The sequence below is a fragment of the Flavobacterium litorale genome (genome assembly GCF_019613795.1).
GTDB classification, from domain to species: domain Bacteria; phylum Bacteroidota; class Bacteroidia; order Flavobacteriales; family Flavobacteriaceae; genus Flavobacterium; species Flavobacterium litorale.
The window spans coordinates 1381926-1401699 of record NZ_CP080429.1; the positions used below are offsets into that span (position 1 = coordinate 1381926).

Consider the following 19774-nt stretch of genomic DNA (forward strand, 5'->3'; position numbering starts at 1 on the left):
ATGAAACTATTAAACCGACTTACAATAATTATAATTGTATTACAGCTTTTAATGGCTTGCGATAGCAGCTCGGCACCCGAATGTTTCCGTACAGCGGGTAATGCTGTTACGTATGATATTGCTGTGCCAGATTTTACCAACATTCATACTTCGCCAGGTATCGAGTTGGTAATAACAGAGGGTAGACCCCAACGCGTTACCGTACACACAGGCGAAAACCTTACCGAATATATTAAAGCGGAGGTAACTGATGGCGAACTACTGCTTACCAATGCCAATAATTGTAATTGGACACGCGATTACAACACTACCACAGTATATATTGCCACACCTAATTTAGAGAAGATATATTCAGCATCGCAATTTGCTGTAAAATCAAATGGGGTACTAACATTTCCGTCGTTAACCCTACAATCGGGCTTGTTTAGCGAAACAGCATCGGGTACGTTCGAACTGGATTTGGCGGTTGATAATCTTTTAATTGAAGACGACCAATCGACCTACTACGAGTTAAAAGGAACAGTAAATAACCTAAACATAAAATTATACGATGGCGATGCCCGTTTTGAGGCAAGCCAACTCGTGGCGCAAAACATAGAGGTTTTTCAGCGCAGTACTAACGATATTATTGTAAACCCACAGCAGGAAATAAGAGGCACCATTTATTCTACGGGGAATGTAGTACTTAAAAATGAGCCTCCTGTAGTTAGCATCGAGCAACTTTATACAGGGCGTTTGGTGTACGATGTAGATTAATCTTCTGAGGTTGTTAACTCTCTAAACAACGCCTCTAAATTTTTATTCTTTTGGTTAAGTTGTAGTATTTTTAGTCCGTTATCGTGTGCAAAATCAAATATTGCAGGGCGCATATCCTTATCGGTACTAAAAGTAAGCTCCCACGTAAAATCAAACGTATTTTTATACGATACCAAATGCGGAATGGTTGCTATAAGAGGTTCTTCTATTCTGTAATCAAAACCAACTTCAATTATTTGACTATCGCCGTCTCGCAGGCTGCTCAATTTTCGGTCGGTAACCACTTTACCCTTATTAATAATAATAACCCTATCACAAATAGCTTCTACCTCTTGCATAATATGCGTAGATAAAAATACTGTTTTGTCCTTACCAATATTTTTAATTAATTCACGAATTTCTACAAGCTGGTTGGGGTCAAGCCCCGTAGTAGGCTCGTCCAATATTAATACTTCGGGGTCATGTAACAATGCTGTAGCAAGCCCTACCCGTTGGCGGTATCCTTTAGAGAGTTGTCCAATTTTTTTATTCGCCTCAGGTGTTAAACCCGTTAGTGCTATTACTTCCTCAATACGGTTTTTAGCTACTTTGTATACATCGGCATTAAAACTTAAATACTCACGTACATACAAATCCAGATATAACGGATTATGTTCGGGTAAATATCCTATAGCTTGCTGCACCGCTTTGGGTTGCAAGGCTACATCACTATTGTTTACCAATGCAGTACCTGAGTCGGAACTCAAGTAAGTGGTTAATATCTTCATTAAAGTCGATTTTCCTGCTCCATTCGGACCCAAAAAACCAACAATTTCACCCTTATTAATCGTAAACGAAACAGCATCGAGTGCTTGCTGCGTACCATAACTTTTAGAAATATCTTTAACCGCTATTGACATAGTATTGATTTTGAACAAAAGTAATAAGAAAAAATAGTTTCAAGGGAGCCATTACAACGCGTAATGATATTTATTTAGTATTATTACCATATTGTGTTTTAATACTAGCTTAATACAGTTCTGTTTTGCAGGTAGTACTTTTGAATGTATGAGATGTTGAATCCTTAATAATCTTATACATGACTGAAATTATATTGTCTATCGTTGCTGGGCTTGTGCTGTTTTTGTATGCTGTTTTCAGTTTATCCGAAACCATATTGGATGTTGTAGGCGATAATGTAAAAAAGTGGCTGTCGCGCTTTACCTCAAATGTGTTTTCGGGCATACTCACAGGCGCAATTGTTACTACTATAGTCGATTCCTCATCGGCAGTAATTATTATTACCATTATACTTATAAACTCCAAAGTATTAAACTTTAGACAGGCTATGGGTATTGTTATGGGTGCAAACATTGGCACAACTGTAAGCAGCCAAATAATAGCTATGGATGTGGGGCAGTATTCGCCAGTATTGTTGTTAATTGGGTTTTTACTTTTATTCATATCAAAATCTAAAAAACTAAGCAGTACTGGAAAAATCGTATTATACTTTGGTGTATTGTTTTTCGGATTATTTACTATGGAAAAGGCGGTAGAACCATTACGGGATGAGGCTTACTTTGCAACACTAATGGAAAATGTAGAGTCGCCTATTTATGGTGCTTTGGTGGGTGCTATTACTACCTTAGTGGTACAATCCTCCTCCGCTACTATGGGTATGGCAATAATACTAGCAAAAAAGGGTATGCTCGGGTTATCGGGTGGTATTGCCATAATGCTTGGCGCAGAACTGGGCACGTGTAGCGACACGCTTTTGGCTACCATAAAAAGTAACAGGCAAGCATTAAAAACAGGGTTGTTTCATCTTATATTTAACATACTTTCTATAATAATTGGGTTATTACTTTTTGAACCTCTAAACCAATTAGTAACCCAAATAGGGAGTAGTGATAATATTGGAAACATGGTAGCTAATGCCCACATGATTTTTAATATTGGTGGCGTACTACTATTTGTTTGGTTTGTACCCCTGTTCGAAAAGCTGTTAAACAGTTTATTGCCCGACAAAGATTAACATTCAGAAAGTTGAGTTTTTAATATAACATGTTATTTTTTTTACGAAATTTATGGTAATGTATAATGCTATTATGTGTTTTTGTAAAACTAAAACCCAAAAAGCTGTATGCGCATTATTTAAACGGGTATTAAAAGTTTTTGAGTACTTTTGATTTTAGTTAAAATTGCTTTAGCTTTAAAAAAGCAGTAATAAAAATAATTAGGACTTTTGTTACGCATCCTAATAGTCATTAATTCCAATAAAAAATATGAAACGCATAAAAACTATCCTAATCGCATTTGTAACAGTATCAATAACTATAACGAGCTGCAAATCGGAAAACAAAAATAAATTTGAAGAACAAGAACAAGTAGAACAAGAAGAAGAAACAGTAGAACAAAATCCAGTTGAAAAATTGGAAATAACACAATTTCATGAAGTTTTGGAATTGCAAAACGTGAATTTCGACGTTTCTACTAATACCAAAGACGGGTCAAACCAATTAGCTGTTTCTACCGATGGGCTTCCGTACGAGTACGGAGAGGTTTTTAATATTCAGAATCAAGTTGTAACTAGTGCAGAAGTTGCAGACCTTAACTCCGATGGTTCGCCAGAGTTGTTTGTTTACACACTAGATAAAAGCAACAGCAAAGGACACGTTTATGCTTTTTCCGTTAACAATAAAAAATCGATGAGTACCGTATATTTTCAGCCCACTGATCAAAACACAAAAATTAATCAAGGTTATAACGGACAAGATGAATTTTCGGTAGTTGAAAATTATTTGGGACAAAAATTTCCAGTTTACGAGAATGGAATTAAAACCAATAAAATTAGGCAGATACTATACAGCCTTGAAGAAGGCGAAGCATCCAGAAAATTTGTAGTAAACAGTCAAATAGAGTCCGAAATATAAAAACAATGGCTAATAATAGCTATAAATAGCGGTTTATTAGTACCGCTTCTCAAAATTTATTGGTTTTCAGTTTAGCAATGTATACACAAAGTTAAATACAAAACTACGTAACCACCCATGCCCATACTATAGGCATTCCTTTAAAAAAGGGCGTTAACAAATTGCTTTTTCTCAAAAAATAAAAACGTAACATAGCTTGTTTTACTTTACTATGCGGTACAAAAGCATTAAATTTGTAGTATAACGGAGCAGATGGAAAATAACAGTGAAATGAGGCAATGGCTGGACGACTTAAAGTTGTCGCATCCATTAGTAATAGCAGGACCTTGCAGTGCCGAAACAGAAGAGCAAGTATTGGATATTGCAAGGCAATTAAAAGCATCTGATGCAAGCATATTCCGTGCTGGGATATGGAAACCCCGTACCCGACCGGGTAATTTTGAAGGCGTTGGTGCTATTGGGTTGGGTTGGTTGCAAAAAGCAAAAGCCGAAACAGGCTTGTTAATGGCGGTTGAGGTTGCCAATGCCAGCCACGTAAAATTAGCTTTAGAGCATGATATCGATGTTCTTTGGATAGGAGCACGTACTACCGTAAACCCTTTTGCAGTGCAAGAAATAGCCGATGCGTTAGAGGGTAGCGATAAGATAGTTTTAGTTAAAAACCCCGTAAACCCTGACCTTGCTTTGTGGCTTGGCGGTGTAGAGCGTATTTACAATGCAGGAATACGAAAACTGGGTGTAGTACACAGAGGTTTTTCTACCTACGAAAAAACCAAATACCGTAACATACCCGAATGGCAAATTCCGATTGAGTTGCACGACCGTTTTCCTGATTTGCCTATTATTTGCGATCCGTCGCACATTACAGGACAACGCGATATGATACAGCAAGTATCGCAACAAGCCCTTGACTTGAATTTTGATGGGTTAATGATAGAAACGCATAACAATCCCGATAAAGCTTGGAGTGATGCTGCCCAACAAGTTACTCCAACTGCGCTAAAACAGATATTAGATAACTTAGTAGTACGGGAAAAAACAAACGAAAACGATGCGTTTAATACAAAGCTGCAAAGTTTACGTTTGCGTATTGATGGTTATGATGCTAAAATGATGGAAGCACTAGGCAAACGCATGCTAATAGCCGAAGATATTGGCGCACTTAAAAAAGAGAACAACGTAGTAGTACTACAAAACAAACGTTGGAACGAGGTTAGGCAGCGTATGCACAGTATGGGGTTAGCGCAAGGGCTTACCGAAGATTTTATTGACCGATTGTTTAGGGCGATACACCAAGAGAGTATAGAGCATCAAGAAAAAATATTCAATGCCGACTAATTCACGATACAGACTACGTAATGGCTCAAAGTCCTTATATTTGCCCTTATGACAGGACTTGTTTACAAATCTACAGGCAGTTGGTATACGGTAAAAGCCAACAACGGTACTTTTTACGAATGCCGTATAAAAGGTAAATTTCGCATAAAAGGAATTAGAAGTACCAATCCTGTTGCGGTAGGCGATATTGTCGATTTTAAAATTGAAGCAACGGGCGATGATGTAGATGCTGTTATTACCAACATACACGAGCGTAAAAATTACATTATTCGTAAATCGGTAAACCTATCCAAGCAGGTACACATTATTGCCTCCAACATCGATACCCTGTTTTTACTTGTAACTATTGATAACCCACCCACAACAACAAGTTTTATCGACCGTTTTTTGGTTACTGCCGAAGCCTATGGTATTAATGCCATACTCGTATTTAATAAAATAGATACTTTTGATAGCGCAGCCGAAGATGAACAACTGTACCTACAATACATTTACAGTCGCATTGGCTATACGTGCCTAAAAGTATCCTCTACAGAAGGGAAAGGAATCGAGAAACTTAAAGAAGCCATGAAAGGTAAGGTAAGCATGTTTTCGGGGCATTCAGGTGTAGGTAAATCTACGCTGGTTAATGCATTGCAACCCTCGTTAAGTTTAAAAACAAAAGCAATTTCAGAGCAACATAGCCAAGGGCAACATACTACCACTTTTGCCGAGATGTACGATTTGGATTTTGATGCTAAAATTATAGACACACCAGGTATTAGAGGTTTTGGAGTTGTTGATATGGAAAAGGATGAACTTGGCGATTACTTTCCAGAGTTTTTTGCCATAAAAGATCAATGTAAGTTTAACAACTGCCTGCATAAAGAAGAACCTTATTGTGCTGTAAAAGATGCGCTAGACGAAGATGAAATAGCATGGTCGCGCTACCGTAGTTACATACAAATATTGGAGGGTGACGACGAAAACTATCGTACTGATATTTATGGCGATGGCAAAAATAACGACCAATAAATGAGGGTAGTATTACAACGCGTAACCGAAGCATCGGTAATTATAGGTAATAATAAAGTTGCTGAAATAGGTAACGGACTACTAATTTTATTAGGTATTGAAGAAGCCGATAGCCAAAACGATATTGATTGGCTTACCGCCAAAATAGCAAAACTCAGAATATTTGGAGATGAAGATGGCATTATGAATTGCTCAATTCAGGATGTAGGAGGCGATATTATTGTGGTTAGTCAGTTTACACTTCATGCAGCCACTAAAAAAGGGAATCGACCGTCGTATATAAAAGCAGCACGCCCCGATGTTGCTATTCCGTTGTACGAAAGTTTCATAAAAACAATGGAACTGAATTTGGGCAAGAAAGTCCAAACAGGACAATTTGGTGCTGATATGAAAGTTACCTTGGTAAACAACGGGCCTGTTACTATATTAATAGATAGTAAAATAAAGGAATAAAATTTTCTATTGCTTTAAATTCCATTACTTTTGCCAAAATTTTCAATATGCTTTTAAGAATTTCGGCACTACTCCTATTATTACTATACCAAAATACTAGTGCTCAGGATAATGTATCGGCCTTAACACTTCCCGATACATTAAAACAAAACGCCAACGCAGTTATACGTTTGGAGGAAAAAACAATTACAATTTCCTCAAAAAAATCAATGAACATCAAAACCAAAAGGATAGTTACTGTCCTTAACGAGTATGGGATGCGCTATATTAATGCTGCTGAACTTTTCAGTAAATCAACGCGTATCAAATCCATGCAAGCATTAATTTATGATGCTTTTGGTAAAGAAATAAAAAAAATAAAGAAGAAAGATTTTAGAGAGCGTTCTATCTCCGAAGGTTCTATAATAACAAGTAACAGGCTGTTGTATCTTGATTATACACCTATAAAATATCCGTTTACGGTAGTATACACTAGCGAAACAGAAACCTCTAACACGGCATTTATACCGAGTTGGTCGCCTCTGGATGGTTACTATGCCAGTACCGAGAAAGCTACCATGAGTATAACGTCTGACCCTGACTTGGGTTTTAAGTACAAAGCCTATAATTTTGACGAAGGCGTTTTGCAAACGAACCAAGCAGACAATACACTTACCCTAACAGCAGAAAACCTTACCGCCTACAGGTATGAGGACTATGCGCCATCATCACATAAAATATTCCCTAGTGTACTCTTTGGGCTCCAAACCTTTAATCTGGAAGGGGTAGAGGGCGATGCTACAACTTGGGAATCGTTTGGTACATGGATGTACAATAATTTGCTAACAGGTACAGACGAACTCCCTGAGGAAACAGTTACCAAGATACAAAAGCTTACATCGGTTACTGATGACCCTATGGAGAAAGCCAAAATGGTATACAAGTACATGCAAAACAAAACCCGTTACATAAGTATACAACTGGGTATTGGCGGTTGGAAACCCATGTTGGCAGAAGATGTTGATAGGCTTGGTTATGGCGATTGTAAAGCGCTAACCAACTATACACGCGCACTTTTAAATGCTGCGGGTGTAGAGGCATATTATGCTGTTATTTATGGCGACAGAAGCTCCAGAGACATTAAAGAAGATTTTGTTTCTATGCAGGGTAACCATGTTATATTAGCAATACCCGATAATGAAGAATTGGTTTGGTTGGAATGTACCAGCCAGCAATTACCCTTTGGTTTTCAGGGTGATTTTACTGATGATAGAATGGCACTTTTGGTTAAACCAGAAAAAAGTTGTGTAGTACGCACACACGTGTATAATGCCAAAAATAATGTGCAATTTTCTAAAGGGCAATATAGTATAGCCGAAGATGGTGCTATTACGGGACACATAAAAATAGTATCGGAAGGGCTACAGTATGACGATAAATATGCGTACGAAACAACTTCGCCTAGTGATATGGAACGAATCTATAAAAACAGATTTGATAATATTAACGATATCAAATTAAAAGAAACAAGCATTAAAAATGATACTGATGCTAAAAAAATTGTAGAAGATATTACTATTGAGGCGAATGGATACGGCAATAAAACAGGCAACAGAATAATATTTGCCGTAAACGCATTCAACCAAACCTCTAGCGTGCCGCAACGCTACAGAACAAGAAAGACACCTTTAGAAATACCAACAGGTTTTTATGATGAAGATGAAATAACCATACAATTGCCAGAAGGTTTTACTGTAGAGGCAAAACCAAACGATGTTACTATTACCAACAAATTCGGCGAGTATAAAGCAACCTATATCTTAACAAACCCAACCACAATGGTATACAAACGCTCTATAATTATTAATAGCGGACTTTACGATAGTACCGAATATAATAACTACCGACTTTTTAGAGAGAAAATAGCACGTAACGATAATGCCAAAGCGGTACTCGTTAAAAATTAAAACAAAACCCCAAACCAAATTATTATGAGTACCAGATTACTAACCCTATTATTTGTTATTATAAGTTACACTACTGTGCAAGCGCAACAGTACGAATACGAATTAGGTGAGGTTACTAAAGAAGAATTGTCCGAAACCAGTCACCCAACAGATAAAGATGCTCCAGCAGCCATTTTGTTTAGTGATGCCGAAACCTATATGGTTTATTTTAATGGAGATGGTTTTAACCTTATTACCGAAGTATCCATGAAAATAAAAATATACAATAAAGATGGATACAATTGGGCTAATAAAACAATACCCTACTACCACCACGGGCAAAACAAAGAGAAAGTAGATATATCTAAAGCCTATACCTATAATCTTGTAAATGGTAAAGTAAAACGCACCAAGTTAAGAAGTGAGGGCGAGTTTACAGAAGAGCCAAACCCATATTGGAAACTCAGAAAAATTGTAATGCCCGAAGTAAAGGAGGGTAGTATAGTAGAATATCATTATAAAATAACATCACCTTTAATCCATTCCTTTCCCGAGTGGCGTTTTCAGGAAAGTATACCAGTAAACCACTCTAGGTATGCTACCAAAATACCAGAGTACTTTGTGTATACTCCTAATTTCAGAGGCTATCACACGCCCAAAGTAACTAAGGAAAGCAATACCAAAACTATTAATTTTACAAACAAACAACGAAACGAAAATCAGGTTACTACATTTAATAACAGTAAATCCAATTATCAGGAAATTGTTACGCGTTACGAGTTCGAAAACCTACCTGCCATGAAATCGGAGGCTTTTGTAAATAATATAGACAATTACAGGAGTAGTGTGGAGCATGAAATTACGGTAATAAAATACCCCAACCAACCCATAAAATCGGTAGCTGGCACATGGGAAGACGTTGCAAAATCCATATACGATAACAGTAACTTTGGAACTGAACTTAAAAAAACAGGCTATTTTGAGGAGGATGTTGATGCCCTACTATCAGGATTATCAAGCCACAAACAAAAAATGGACGCATTGTATTTTTACGTTCGAGACAGAATGAATTGGAACGATTATAACGGTTATTCCTGTCAAGAAGGGGTACGAAAAGCGTACAAAAGCAAAGTAGGTAATATAGCCGATATAAACCTAATGCTAACATCAATGTTACGTTATGCCGGGTTAGATGCTAACCCTGTATTGGTAACAACCCGTTCTAACAAAATTGCTTTATTCCCAAACCGAGAAGCATTTAACTACGTTATTGTAGCAGTAAAAATAAATGACGAAACAGTATTGCTTGATGCTACTTCAAAATCGGCTGCCGTAAACGTATTGCCCTTTAGAGCCATTAATTGGACGGGCAGACTAATAAAAAAGGATGGTAAATCAGAATCAATAGCACTTATCCCAACAAAACCATCCTCAGAGTCCAATACAATTTTAGCTACCATGGATGCCCAAGGAAAGTTAGAAGGACAAGTTAAAAAACAATACCGCGATTACGATGCATATTCTTTTAGAGAACGTTATGGTAATCTTACTGAAAAAAGCACAATTGAGCGTATAGAGGAGAATTACGAAGGAATTGCAATTGAAGAGTACGAGTCTAAAAATGTAAAAAACTTTACAAAACCCATTTCAGAAAAATATTCGTTTACACATAGCGGTAGCAATACCGATGTAATTGGCGATAAAATTTATATCAGTCCAATGCTATTTCTAACCCATAGCGAAAGCCCGTTTAAACAAGAAGAACGCGAGTATCCTGTAGACTTCATTTATCCGCGCGAAGATAAGTACATGATTAGTATAACCATTCCCGAAGGGTATACTGTAGAAACTGTACCTACTGGTGTTTCTATCGCAATGGAACAAAATATTGGTACATTTAGTTACAACGTTATTGCCAATGGTAATAAAATAATGGTGCGTTCCGTGCTGCAAATCAACTATGCATCAATACCTAAAGAATTTTATCCCACATTAAAAGATTTCTTTCATAAAATGATTGAAAAAGAAAATGAAAAGATTATTATTGCTAAAAAGAGTTAAATGAGAACTATAATCACACTATTTATTATCGTTTTAGTATCAGTAAACACTTTTGCACAAAAGGTTAAGCTAGATAAAGTTACCACTAAAGAACTCCAAGAAGAGCAGCATAAAACCGATCCGTCGGCACCAGCAGCCATCTTGCAAAAAAAAGGAATAACCTATTTTGATTTTGATAACTCGGGTAACTGGATAATTATAACCCAAGTAGCCGTAAAAGCTAAAATTTATACTACCGATGGGTATTATTTGGCTACTGTAGCGGTACCTTATTACGAAAAAGGCTTAGAAAAGGAAAAAGTAAGTTTTTTGAGTGCCGCTACCTACAATTTGGAGGGGGGTAAAGTAGAAAAAACCAAACTTAAAAATGAAAGTGAATTTGAAGAGAAGCAAGACGATAATTGGAAAATTAAAAAAATAGTCCTTCCTGCTGTAAAAGAAGGCTCTGTTATAGAGTATACTTACGAGATACAGTCGCCTTTTATACGCCATATCCCTACATGGTATTTTCAGATGGAAGTACCTGTAAATAATATTGATTACGAAATTCGTATACCACAGTACTTTACCTATAACAGAATACTAAGCCCATACATACCAATTAAGGAAGAGGAAGATACAGAACGAGCAACCAAAGTACACAACAGTAAGTATACTAAGGGTGCGTATGGCAGAACAAGCTCGGTACTTAAAAACGAAGTAGGTAGTGTAAGTTTTTACGAAATTATAAAAAACTATACTGCCGAAAATGTACCCGCTTTAAAAGGGGAAGATTACGTAGATAATATTAAAAACTACCTTTCGTTTGTAAAGCACGAATTGGCTAAAACGAAATTTCCAAACCAAAAAGAAAAGAATTATGCTTCGGATTGGGATGGCGTTGTAAGATTGATTTATTCTGACCAAAATTTTGGTACACAGTTAGAGCAAAAAGAGTATTTTGAAGAAGATTTACGCAAACTTGTAGGCGAAAAAAATCCTACTACAACCGAGTTGGTAAACATTGTATACAACTACGTTAAGGACAGAATGACATTTAACGAAAAGTACGGTTACGAGTGTGAGCAAGGCGTGCGCAAGGCGTACAACGCAAAAACGGGTAACGTAGCCGAAATTAACTTAATGTTGGTTGCTATGTTGCGTTATGCGGGGCTAAATGCCAATCCTGTGCTGTTAAGCACACGTAGTAACGGACATGTGTCGTTTGTTAACCAAACAGAATTTAATTATGTAGTAGCAGGTCTAGAGTCGCAAAATGGTATTAAGTTGCTCGACGCTACATCAAAAAATGGAGTTCCAGGATTACTGCCAACACGTGCCTTAAACGGAACAGGTAGAGTAATACGCGAAAATCTTTCATCGGAAGAAGTGTATCTTGCTCCCGAAAAAACATCGTTAGAAAGTGCTATTGTAATGGCAACTATAAATACCGATGGTAGTATTCAAGGTCAGGTACGCAAGCAATATACGGATTACAGTGCTTATGATTTTAGAAATAAATATTCGAGCAGAAATCAGGATACGCATATTGCCAAAACAGAAAATGAATTTGGGAATATAATATTATCAGATTATAAAGTTACCAATGCCGAAAAACTGGATAAGCCAGCCGTAGAGCGTTTTTCGTTTAAAGGCAACACAGGAGTAGATGTAATTGGCGATAAAATATACCTGTCACCAATGTTGTTTTACACTACCACCGAAAATCCGTTTAAGCAAGATGAGCGTGCCTATCCTATCGATTTTAAATACCCACGCCAACAACGTTACAATATTAGTATAACCGTACCCGAAGGCTATACCGTAGAGTCGTTACCCGAAACAGCAACCATAGCTATGGATGGTAATATTTGCGTTTTTAATTTAACGGTAACACAAAAAGCAAATCAAATACAAATAACAACAGTTAAAAGTATTAATGTAGCCATGTTAGCTTCGGATTCTTACAAGGAATTAAAAGTATTTTATAATGATATGATTAAAAAGCAAAACGAAAAAATAGTACTTAAAAAACAATAACTATTTTACAAATAGCAAATGCATCTTAAAATCCTATTACCATACCTACTGCTACTGTATAGTACCATAGGTATTGCTCAGGAATTTAAATTAGGAGCAGTTACTGCGGACGAGCTACACGAAAAAGCCCATCCGCAGTACCCTGATGCTGCCGCTGCAATACTCTACAAAAAAGGAACTACTACCTTTGAGGTACGCTCTGCTATGGGATGGATTACGATTACCGAGGTAGTGGTACGCCTAAAAATTTACAACAAATTAGGGTATGATAGTGCTACAATTCAGATTCCATACTACGATTGGAATAGCATACAGGAAGAAGTGGTAATTTCAGATGCATACACATATAATATTTTAGGCGGTAACATTGAGAAAACAAAGCTGGAGGAGGAAGGTATATTTATAGAAGAAATAACCGAAAGGAGCAAGGTAAAAAAATTAGTGATGCCTAATATAAAAGAAGGCTCAGTAATAGAATACAAATACATTATAAAATCGCCGCGTATAGGATTATTACCCGCTTGGTATTTTCAATACGATATTCCTGCCAAAACCATAGCGTACGATGTTTGGTTACCCCAGTTTTTGGTGTACAACCGAATCCTCAATCAGTCGGGTGCAAACATAGCTGAAGAGCGCGATACTCGAAAAAAAGAAATAAGTTTTGGCATTTATACAACAGTTTATTCCGAAACAGCTAAGTTTTATAAAGCAGAGAATGTTCCTCCGTATAAAGAAGAATCCTATGTAGATAACATTTTAAATTACCTTCCTTTTGTTAAACACGAACTTTCGGGTTACAAATCCCTAAGAGGATTGAAAAGAGAGTATGCTACCAATTGGTCTTCCATAGCAATGCTACTGGAAAATGACGTTACATTTGGTGGACAACTAAGGCATACAGAATATTTTAAAAAAGATATAGATAGTTTATTCGCTACAGATAATGTTGGCGACAATAAACTAACAGCCATATACAACTATGTTAAAAACAGAATGACGTGGAATGAAAGTTATGGTTACGATTGTATTATGGGCACAGAATACGCATACGAAAATAAAACAGGCAACGTAGGCGAAATTAACTTAATGCTAGTTGCAATGCTACGGTATGCAGGCTATAATGCCTACCCCGTTTTGTTAAGTACACGCTCCAATGGTATTGCAACATTCCAGAGTTTACAATCGTACAATTACGTAGTGGTAGGGCTAGAGAGTATTGGTAGGTTAACACTATTGGATGCTACCAGCAAAGAGTCACCACCTGGACTACTTCCTATACGAGCATTAAACGGTTATGGCAGGATGATTAAAAACGAATACGAAACCAAGCAAGTATCGCTAGTACCCACTGTAACCTCTACAGATAATATTACTGTAGTAGCCAACCTAAGTGCCGATGGCAATATTACAGGGCAAGCCCGAAAACAATACGCTAAATATAATGCCTATAGGTTTAGAAGAACGCATCTTGCAGAAAATGAAGATACCCGTATTGCTGAAATTGAAACTAACTTAAATAACATAGAACTGTTTGATTATAAACTTACGGGTAAAGAAGAATATGCAAACCCTGTGGTAGAACGCTTTTCGTTTGAAAGTACTATGGCTACCGATGTAATTGGCAATAAAATATACCTATCGCCCATGCTATTTTATACCGTTACCGAAAACCCTTTTACAGAAGAAAATCGGGTTTACCCTATAGACTTTGGCTATCCGCGTAGCGACAGGTTCAGTATAAGTATTACCATACCCGATGGCTATATACTGGAAACCTTACCCGAATCGGCAAGATTGGTTTTGGAAGACGGGATTTGTACCTTTAATTTTAATGTAGCACAAAAAGGGAGGCAAATACAAATAGTAGTACTTTATGGTATAAATACCGCGAGTATTCAGCCTAAACACTACCAAAAATTAAAAGTGTTTTTTAGTGATATGATTAAAAAGCAAAACGAAAAAATAGTACTCAAAAAAATATAGTTATGGATATAAATAATGCCCAACAAGCAGTAGATAACTGGATAAAAGAGCATGGCGTACGCTATTTTAACGAGCTTACCAATATGGCACAACTTACTGAGGAGGTGGGGGAAGTTGCCCGTATTATAGCCCGTAGGTATGGTGAACAAAGCGAAAAAGAAAGCGACAAAAATAAAGATTTGGGCGAGGAGCTTGCCGATGTTGTTTTTGTAGTGCTATGCCTTGCCAACCAAACGGGCGTTAACCTGCAAGAGGCTTTTGATAAAAAGATGGATGTTAAAACAAAGCGCGACCACGACAGGCATCATAACAACGAAAAATTGAAATAATTTTTTTATTTTTGGAATAAGTCATTCAAAAATAATAGATTATGAAAGAGAAAGCAGGGCATTTTGTAGGAGGGCTTGTATTATATGGTCTGGGTGGCTATTTAATTATTTTGGCAACAGATAAGGATATTGCCAACAAATGGCAGTTTATTGTCTTTTGGGCAGTTTCCATGGCGTTGGTGGATGTGTTTTTAATTACACCCCTCCGTAAAAAGTTAGCTGCAAAAAAAGCAGCAAAACAACAACAATAGGCTATTTTTACGCAAAATAAACAACCTATTAGTTAATGGATATAAAGTTAAGCCCAATAAAAAGCATTACCACTGCACACGTTACACTATCGGGCAGTAAGTCCGAAACCAATAGGCTTTTAGTACTCCAAGCACTTTTTCCGCACATAACCATAACCAATACTTCAAATTCAGACGATAGTACTGTAATGCAAAACGCATTAAATGATACTGATGCCGTTATAAACGTACACCATGCAGGTACAGCAATGCGTTTTCTTACCGCTTATTCTGCCATACAACAAAACAAAACAGTAGTACTAACAGGCTCTAGCAGGATGCAACAACGCCCCATAGGTGTACTGGTTAAAGCATTGCGTAGTTTAGGAGTAACAATTACCTATTTAGGTACAGAGGGTTACCCGCCATTGCAAATAACAGGGAAAAAAATAAAAGCTAGTGCAGTTAGTATTGCAGCCAACGTAAGCAGCCAATATATAACAGCACTATTATTAATTGCCCCAAAACTAAAAAACGGACTGCAGCTTACCCTTAGCGGCGAAATAACATCGTTACCCTATATAAACATGACGCTTGCTCTACTAAACCAAGTAGGTATAGAGGCTAAAATGCAAGGCAATACAATTTCAGTGCAACCTATAGGCGTTAACCCGAAACCAGTAAATATTGTGGTGGAAAGCGATTGGAGTTCGGCATCCTACTTTTATGCCATAGTAGCTTTGGCACCGTTGGGGAGTACGGTAAGTCTGTCTTCATTTAAAGAAGGTAGCCTGCAAGGCGATGCTGCTTTAGCAACCATATATAATAACTTTGGTGTTACCACACACTTCCATAACAATACTACTATTACCTTAACTAAAAGTAGTACCTCAATCCCTTCTACAATTAATCTTACACTTAATAACACTCCAGATATTGCTCAAACCATAGCAACAACCTGTTTTGGTTTAGGGGTAGGGTGTAACTTAACGGGACTTCACACACTAAAAATTAAAGAAACGGATAGGCTACAAGCCCTTAAAACAGAATTGCAGAAGCTAGGCGCAATAGTAACTATTACTAACAATAGTTTTAGCATGCAGCCACACAGTTTATTTTCAGATAATAAGAATGCTAACAAGGTTGTTAGCATTGCTACCTATAACGACCACCGTATGGCTATGGCATTTGCCCCATTGGCGTTAAAAACACCTATTATTATAGAGGACGCAGCAGTTGTATCCAAATCATTTCTTGATTTTTGGGAAGCCATTCAAAAGCTGGGTTTTGCTGCTACTAAGCTGTAAAACTTTTCTTAATGCCTAATTTATATGAAATCCGTAGCATATTCCAATAAATATATTGCAAAACACTTGACAACGCCTGCTTTACGATAGTATATTTGCAATCACATTAATATAGCGTATTCCTATTAGCGCTTAAATTAGAAATACAAATATGAAATTATCAAACTTCAATTTTGATTTACCTGAAGAATTACTTGCCGAATTTCCTGCCGAGAGCAGAGACGAAGCGCGTTTGATGGTAATAGACAGGAAAACAAAAAAAATAGAGCACAAACTTTTTAAAGATGTATTGGATTACTTTGATGAGGGTGATGTTATGGTGCTTAACAATACAAAAGTTTTTCCAGCACGTCTTTACGGTAACAAGGAAAAAACAGGTGCCAGAATAGAAGTTTTTTTATTAAGAGAGCTAAATGCAGAGCAACGCCTTTGGGATGTGTTGGTAGACCCTGCTCGAAAAATAAGAATTGGTAATAAACTATACTTTGGCGAAGACGATTCGTTAGTAGCAGAAGTTATTGATAATACAACATCACGCGGCAGAACATTACGTTTCTTATACGATGGGTCGTACGAAGAGTTTAGAGCAAAGCTTACAGAGCTAGGCGAAACACCAATACCAAAATACATTAACAGAGAAGTAACACCAGAAGATGCAGAGCGTTACCAAACCATATATGCCAAAGAAGAAGGCGCTGTTGCAGCACCTACTGCAGGACTTCACTTTTCGAAACACTTATTAAAAAGGCTTGAGATAAAAGGTGTAGACTTTGCCGAAGTTACCCTACACGTTGGCTTAGGTACATTTAACCCTGTTGAGGTAGAAGATTTATCGAAGCACAAAATGGATTCGGAAGAATTAATTATCAACCAAGATGCCTGCGATACCGTAAATAATGCCAAAGCAGCCAAACACAAAATATGTGCTGTAGGTACTACTACAATGCGTGCTATGGAAAGCTCAGTATCGTCGCAACAAACATTAAATCCATACAGAGGATGGACCAATAAATTTATCTTTCCACCGTATGATTTTAGCGTTGCCGATTGTATGATAACCAACTTCCATACACCAAAATCAACACTATTAATGATGATTTCGGCATTTATGGGGCACGACCTTATGCGCGAAGCCTATGAGGAGGCAGTAAAAGAAAAATATCGCTTTTATACCTATGGTGATGCCATGCTAATATTGTAATCTATTTAAATAATTTATAAAAATCCTGCTGTAATAGCGGGATTTTTTATTTTATGCTGTTTTTTAATTGTTTATTTTTACGCTTCAAACAACAAACAGCAATGGAATTTCAGAATACGCGCGAATTTGCACAACAACTAGATGCACAAGATAAGTTAGCTAAATATCGGGAAGAGTTCCTATTTCCGCATATAAAAGGCAAACAAGTAATTTACTTTACAGGAAACTCGTTAGGGCTGCAACCCAAACAATCAAAAGCCTATGTAGATGAGGTAATGGAAGATTGGGCAAAATTAGCCGTAGAAGGACACTTTTATGCTGACAGACCTTGGTGGGACTACCACGAGCGTTTTGCAGAACCCTTAAGTAAAGTAGTCGGTGCATTGCCCACAGAGGTTACGGTGATGAATACACTTACGGTTAATTTGCATTTACTGATGGTAACGTTTTACCGCCCTACCGATAAAAAGTATAAAATTATTTGTGAGGAAAAAGCGTTCCCGAGTGACCAATACATGATTAAGAGCCAAGTACAATTTCATGGCTATAATCCTGACGATACGATTATCGAAATAAAAAGACGCCCAGGCGAGCATAACATTCGTACAGAGGATGTACTCGATAAAATAAAACAAGTAGGCGATGAGTTGGCTCTTGTGTTAATAGGAGGGGTAAATTACTACACAGGTCAGGTTTTCGATATTAAAACCATTACCCAAGCAGGGCAAGAAGCAGGTGCTTATGTAGGTTGGGATTTGGCGCATGCAGCAGGTAATATACATCTTGAATTACACGATTGGAATGTGGATTTTGCTGCTTGGTGTAGCTACAAATACATGAACTCTGGTCCGGGTAATGCTTCGGGGGCTTTTGTACACGAAACACACCATAACGACATGGATTTACCTCGCTTTGCAGGATGGTGGGGACACAACAAAGAGCGTCGTTTTTTAATGGAACCTAATTTTGACCCTGTACGCGGTGCAGATGGTTGGCAGGTTAGTAACTTGCCCATACTATCGTTAGCACCTTACTTAGCATCAGTATGCATGTTTGATGAGGTAGGGATGCCTGCATTAATTGAAAAAAGGGATTTAATAACATCGTACCTAGAATTTGTATTGCAAGAAATTGATAAGGAAGTAGATAGTACCTTTGAGATTATAACACCTACCAATCCAGAAGAACGTGCTTGCCAACTATCGGTATTTTTACACGGAGAGGGCAGAGCTTTGTTTGATTACCTTATGGAAAATGGCGTAATTGTAGACTGGCGAGAGCCCAATGTTATACGCCTTGCACCTGTGCCCTTTTACTGCTCGTACGAGGATATGTACGAGTTTGGGCAAATACTTAAAAAAGGTATTTTAGCAACTTAAAATACAATAAATAAAAGTCAGATGTAGTTATTGCTGTATCTGGCTTTGTACTACTATGGACGTAATTATTATACTATTTTTTTTAGCTCTATTTGTTGTGTTTTTGTTCACGCTAATTATAGAGCCTACCTATATTCTGCTTTTCAATCGTCCAGTATACGTGCATTTTTATCCTGTAAAGCACGAGTTAGATGCTAATGATAAAAGAGTACTCCGCAACAATTTTACTTTTTACAAACGCCTTTCAGAAAAACGTAAAACCTACTTTGAGCATCGTGTAGCTACATTTATAAATAAGTACACCTTTATGGGGCGTAACGAGCTTGACGTTACCCGCGAGATGCAGTTAAAAATAGCAGCAACAGCCATAATGCTTACTTTTGGCATGCGCAGGTACCTGCACAGTACTTTTAGGGTAATTATAATCTATCCTGATGCTTTTTTATCCCGAACGGGTAATTACCACAAAGGTGAATTTAATCCTTTGGCGGGAGCAGTTGTTTTTTCGTGGAAACACTTTGAAGAAGGGTTATACCATGACAACGATAATATAAACTTGGGGTTGCATGAGTTTGCCCATGTACTGCATTTAGATGCCAAACGCAGGCGCAGAATAGGCAGCTCATTAGTTATTTTTAGCGATACGCTTGATAAGATATGGCACTACATACAACATCCAGAAAACAGAGAGGCATTGTTAGAGTCCAACTATCTCCGCAGTTATGCCTATACCAACCGTTTTGAGTTTACAGCGGTATTACTTGAACATTTTTTTGAAACGCCACACGAGTTGCGCCAGCACTTCCCGAAGCTATATGTGTACGTTAGGAGTATGATAAACTATCGTGAAGGCTAATTTATGGC

General features: G+C 37.4%; 17 protein-coding genes. 16 read left to right on the forward strand and 1 reads right to left on the reverse strand.

The window, feature by feature from the left end; genetic code table 11:
* Positions 1-756, forward strand: a complete 756-nt coding sequence (locus K1I41_RS06110) for a head GIN domain-containing protein (protein ID WP_220639495.1) — start codon at positions 1-3, stop codon at positions 754-756.
* Here the strand turns inward: K1I41_RS06110 and gldA are convergent.
* Entirely contained in the window at positions 753-1655 is a 903-nt protein-coding gene (gldA, locus tag K1I41_RS06115; RefSeq protein ID WP_220639496.1) for a gliding motility-associated ABC transporter ATP-binding subunit GldA, read from the reverse strand. The genes K1I41_RS06110 and gldA overlap by 4 nt on opposite strands.
* 179 nt (positions 1656-1834) lie before the next feature.
* On the opposite strand from gldA, the gene K1I41_RS06120 reads away from it, so the two are divergent.
* The 15 genes from K1I41_RS06120 to K1I41_RS06190 all read left to right on the forward strand — a co-directional run bounded on the left by K1I41_RS06120 (position 1835) and on the right by K1I41_RS06190 (position 19766).
* On the forward strand, positions 1835-2770 hold the full coding sequence (locus tag K1I41_RS06120) for a Na/Pi cotransporter family protein (RefSeq protein WP_220639497.1): 936 nt from the start codon (positions 1835-1837) through the stop codon (positions 2768-2770).
* Between the two features lie 250 nt (positions 2771-3020).
* Positions 3021-3668 carry a hypothetical protein gene (locus K1I41_RS06125; RefSeq protein WP_220639498.1) on the forward strand — a complete coding sequence of 216 codons (648 nt, stop codon included), beginning with the start codon at positions 3021-3023 and terminating at the stop codon, positions 3666-3668.
* Positions 3669-3920: 252 nt separating this feature from the next.
* Positions 3921-5006 (forward strand): bifunctional 3-deoxy-7-phosphoheptulonate synthase/chorismate mutase type II, encoded by a 1086-nt coding sequence (locus K1I41_RS06130; RefSeq protein WP_220639499.1) that lies wholly within the window; start codon positions 3921-3923, stop codon positions 5004-5006.
* A 48-nt stretch (positions 5007-5054) separates the two neighbouring features.
* The gene (gene rsgA, locus K1I41_RS06135; RefSeq protein ID WP_220639500.1) at positions 5055-6020 is read left to right on the forward strand and encodes a ribosome small subunit-dependent GTPase A; all 966 of its coding nucleotides are present in this window, start codon (positions 5055-5057) and stop codon (positions 6018-6020) included.
* Positions 6021-6473, forward strand: coding sequence for a D-aminoacyl-tRNA deacylase (dtd, locus tag K1I41_RS06140; RefSeq protein ID WP_220639501.1), 453 nt, complete (start codon positions 6021-6023; stop codon positions 6471-6473).
* A gap of 47 nt (positions 6474-6520) precedes the next feature.
* Complete coding sequence (locus K1I41_RS06145; protein WP_220639502.1) at positions 6521-8419, forward strand: DUF3858 domain-containing protein; 1899 nt, start codon at positions 6521-6523, stop codon at positions 8417-8419.
* A 24-nt stretch (positions 8420-8443) separates the two neighbouring features.
* Entirely contained in the window at positions 8444-10459 is a 2016-nt protein-coding gene (locus K1I41_RS06150; protein WP_220639503.1) for a DUF3858 domain-containing protein, read from the forward strand.
* The gene (locus K1I41_RS06155; protein WP_220639504.1) at positions 10460-12478 is read left to right on the forward strand and encodes a DUF3858 domain-containing protein; all 2019 of its coding nucleotides are present in this window, start codon (positions 10460-10462) and stop codon (positions 12476-12478) included.
* A gap of 18 nt (positions 12479-12496) precedes the next feature.
* Positions 12497-14464, forward strand: coding sequence for a DUF3858 domain-containing protein (locus K1I41_RS06160; RefSeq protein ID WP_220639505.1), 1968 nt, complete (start codon positions 12497-12499; stop codon positions 14462-14464).
* A 2-nt stretch (positions 14465-14466) separates the two neighbouring features.
* Positions 14467-14793 carry a nucleotide pyrophosphohydrolase gene (locus K1I41_RS06165; RefSeq protein WP_220639506.1) on the forward strand — a complete coding sequence of 109 codons (327 nt, stop codon included), beginning with the start codon at positions 14467-14469 and terminating at the stop codon, positions 14791-14793.
* A gap of 41 nt (positions 14794-14834) precedes the next feature.
* A complete protein-coding gene (locus tag K1I41_RS06170; RefSeq protein ID WP_220639507.1) occupies positions 14835-15044 on the forward strand; it encodes a hypothetical protein in 210 nt (69 codons plus the stop codon).
* Positions 15045-15079: 35 nt separating this feature from the next.
* On the forward strand, positions 15080-16330 hold the full coding sequence (locus tag K1I41_RS06175) for a 3-phosphoshikimate 1-carboxyvinyltransferase (protein ID WP_220639508.1): 1251 nt from the start codon (positions 15080-15082) through the stop codon (positions 16328-16330).
* A 151-nt stretch (positions 16331-16481) separates the two neighbouring features.
* Positions 16482-17531: a tRNA preQ1(34) S-adenosylmethionine ribosyltransferase-isomerase QueA gene (gene queA / locus K1I41_RS06180; protein WP_220639509.1), complete on the forward strand. Its 1050-nt coding sequence runs from the start codon at positions 16482-16484 to the stop codon at positions 17529-17531.
* A gap of 101 nt (positions 17532-17632) precedes the next feature.
* Positions 17633-18910 (forward strand): kynureninase, encoded by a 1278-nt coding sequence (gene kynU / locus K1I41_RS06185; protein WP_220639510.1) that lies wholly within the window; start codon positions 17633-17635, stop codon positions 18908-18910.
* Between the two features lie 55 nt (positions 18911-18965).
* Entirely contained in the window at positions 18966-19766 is an 801-nt protein-coding gene (locus tag K1I41_RS06190; RefSeq protein ID WP_220639511.1) for a zinc-dependent peptidase, read from the forward strand.
* Positions 19767-19774 lie beyond the last annotated feature (8 nt).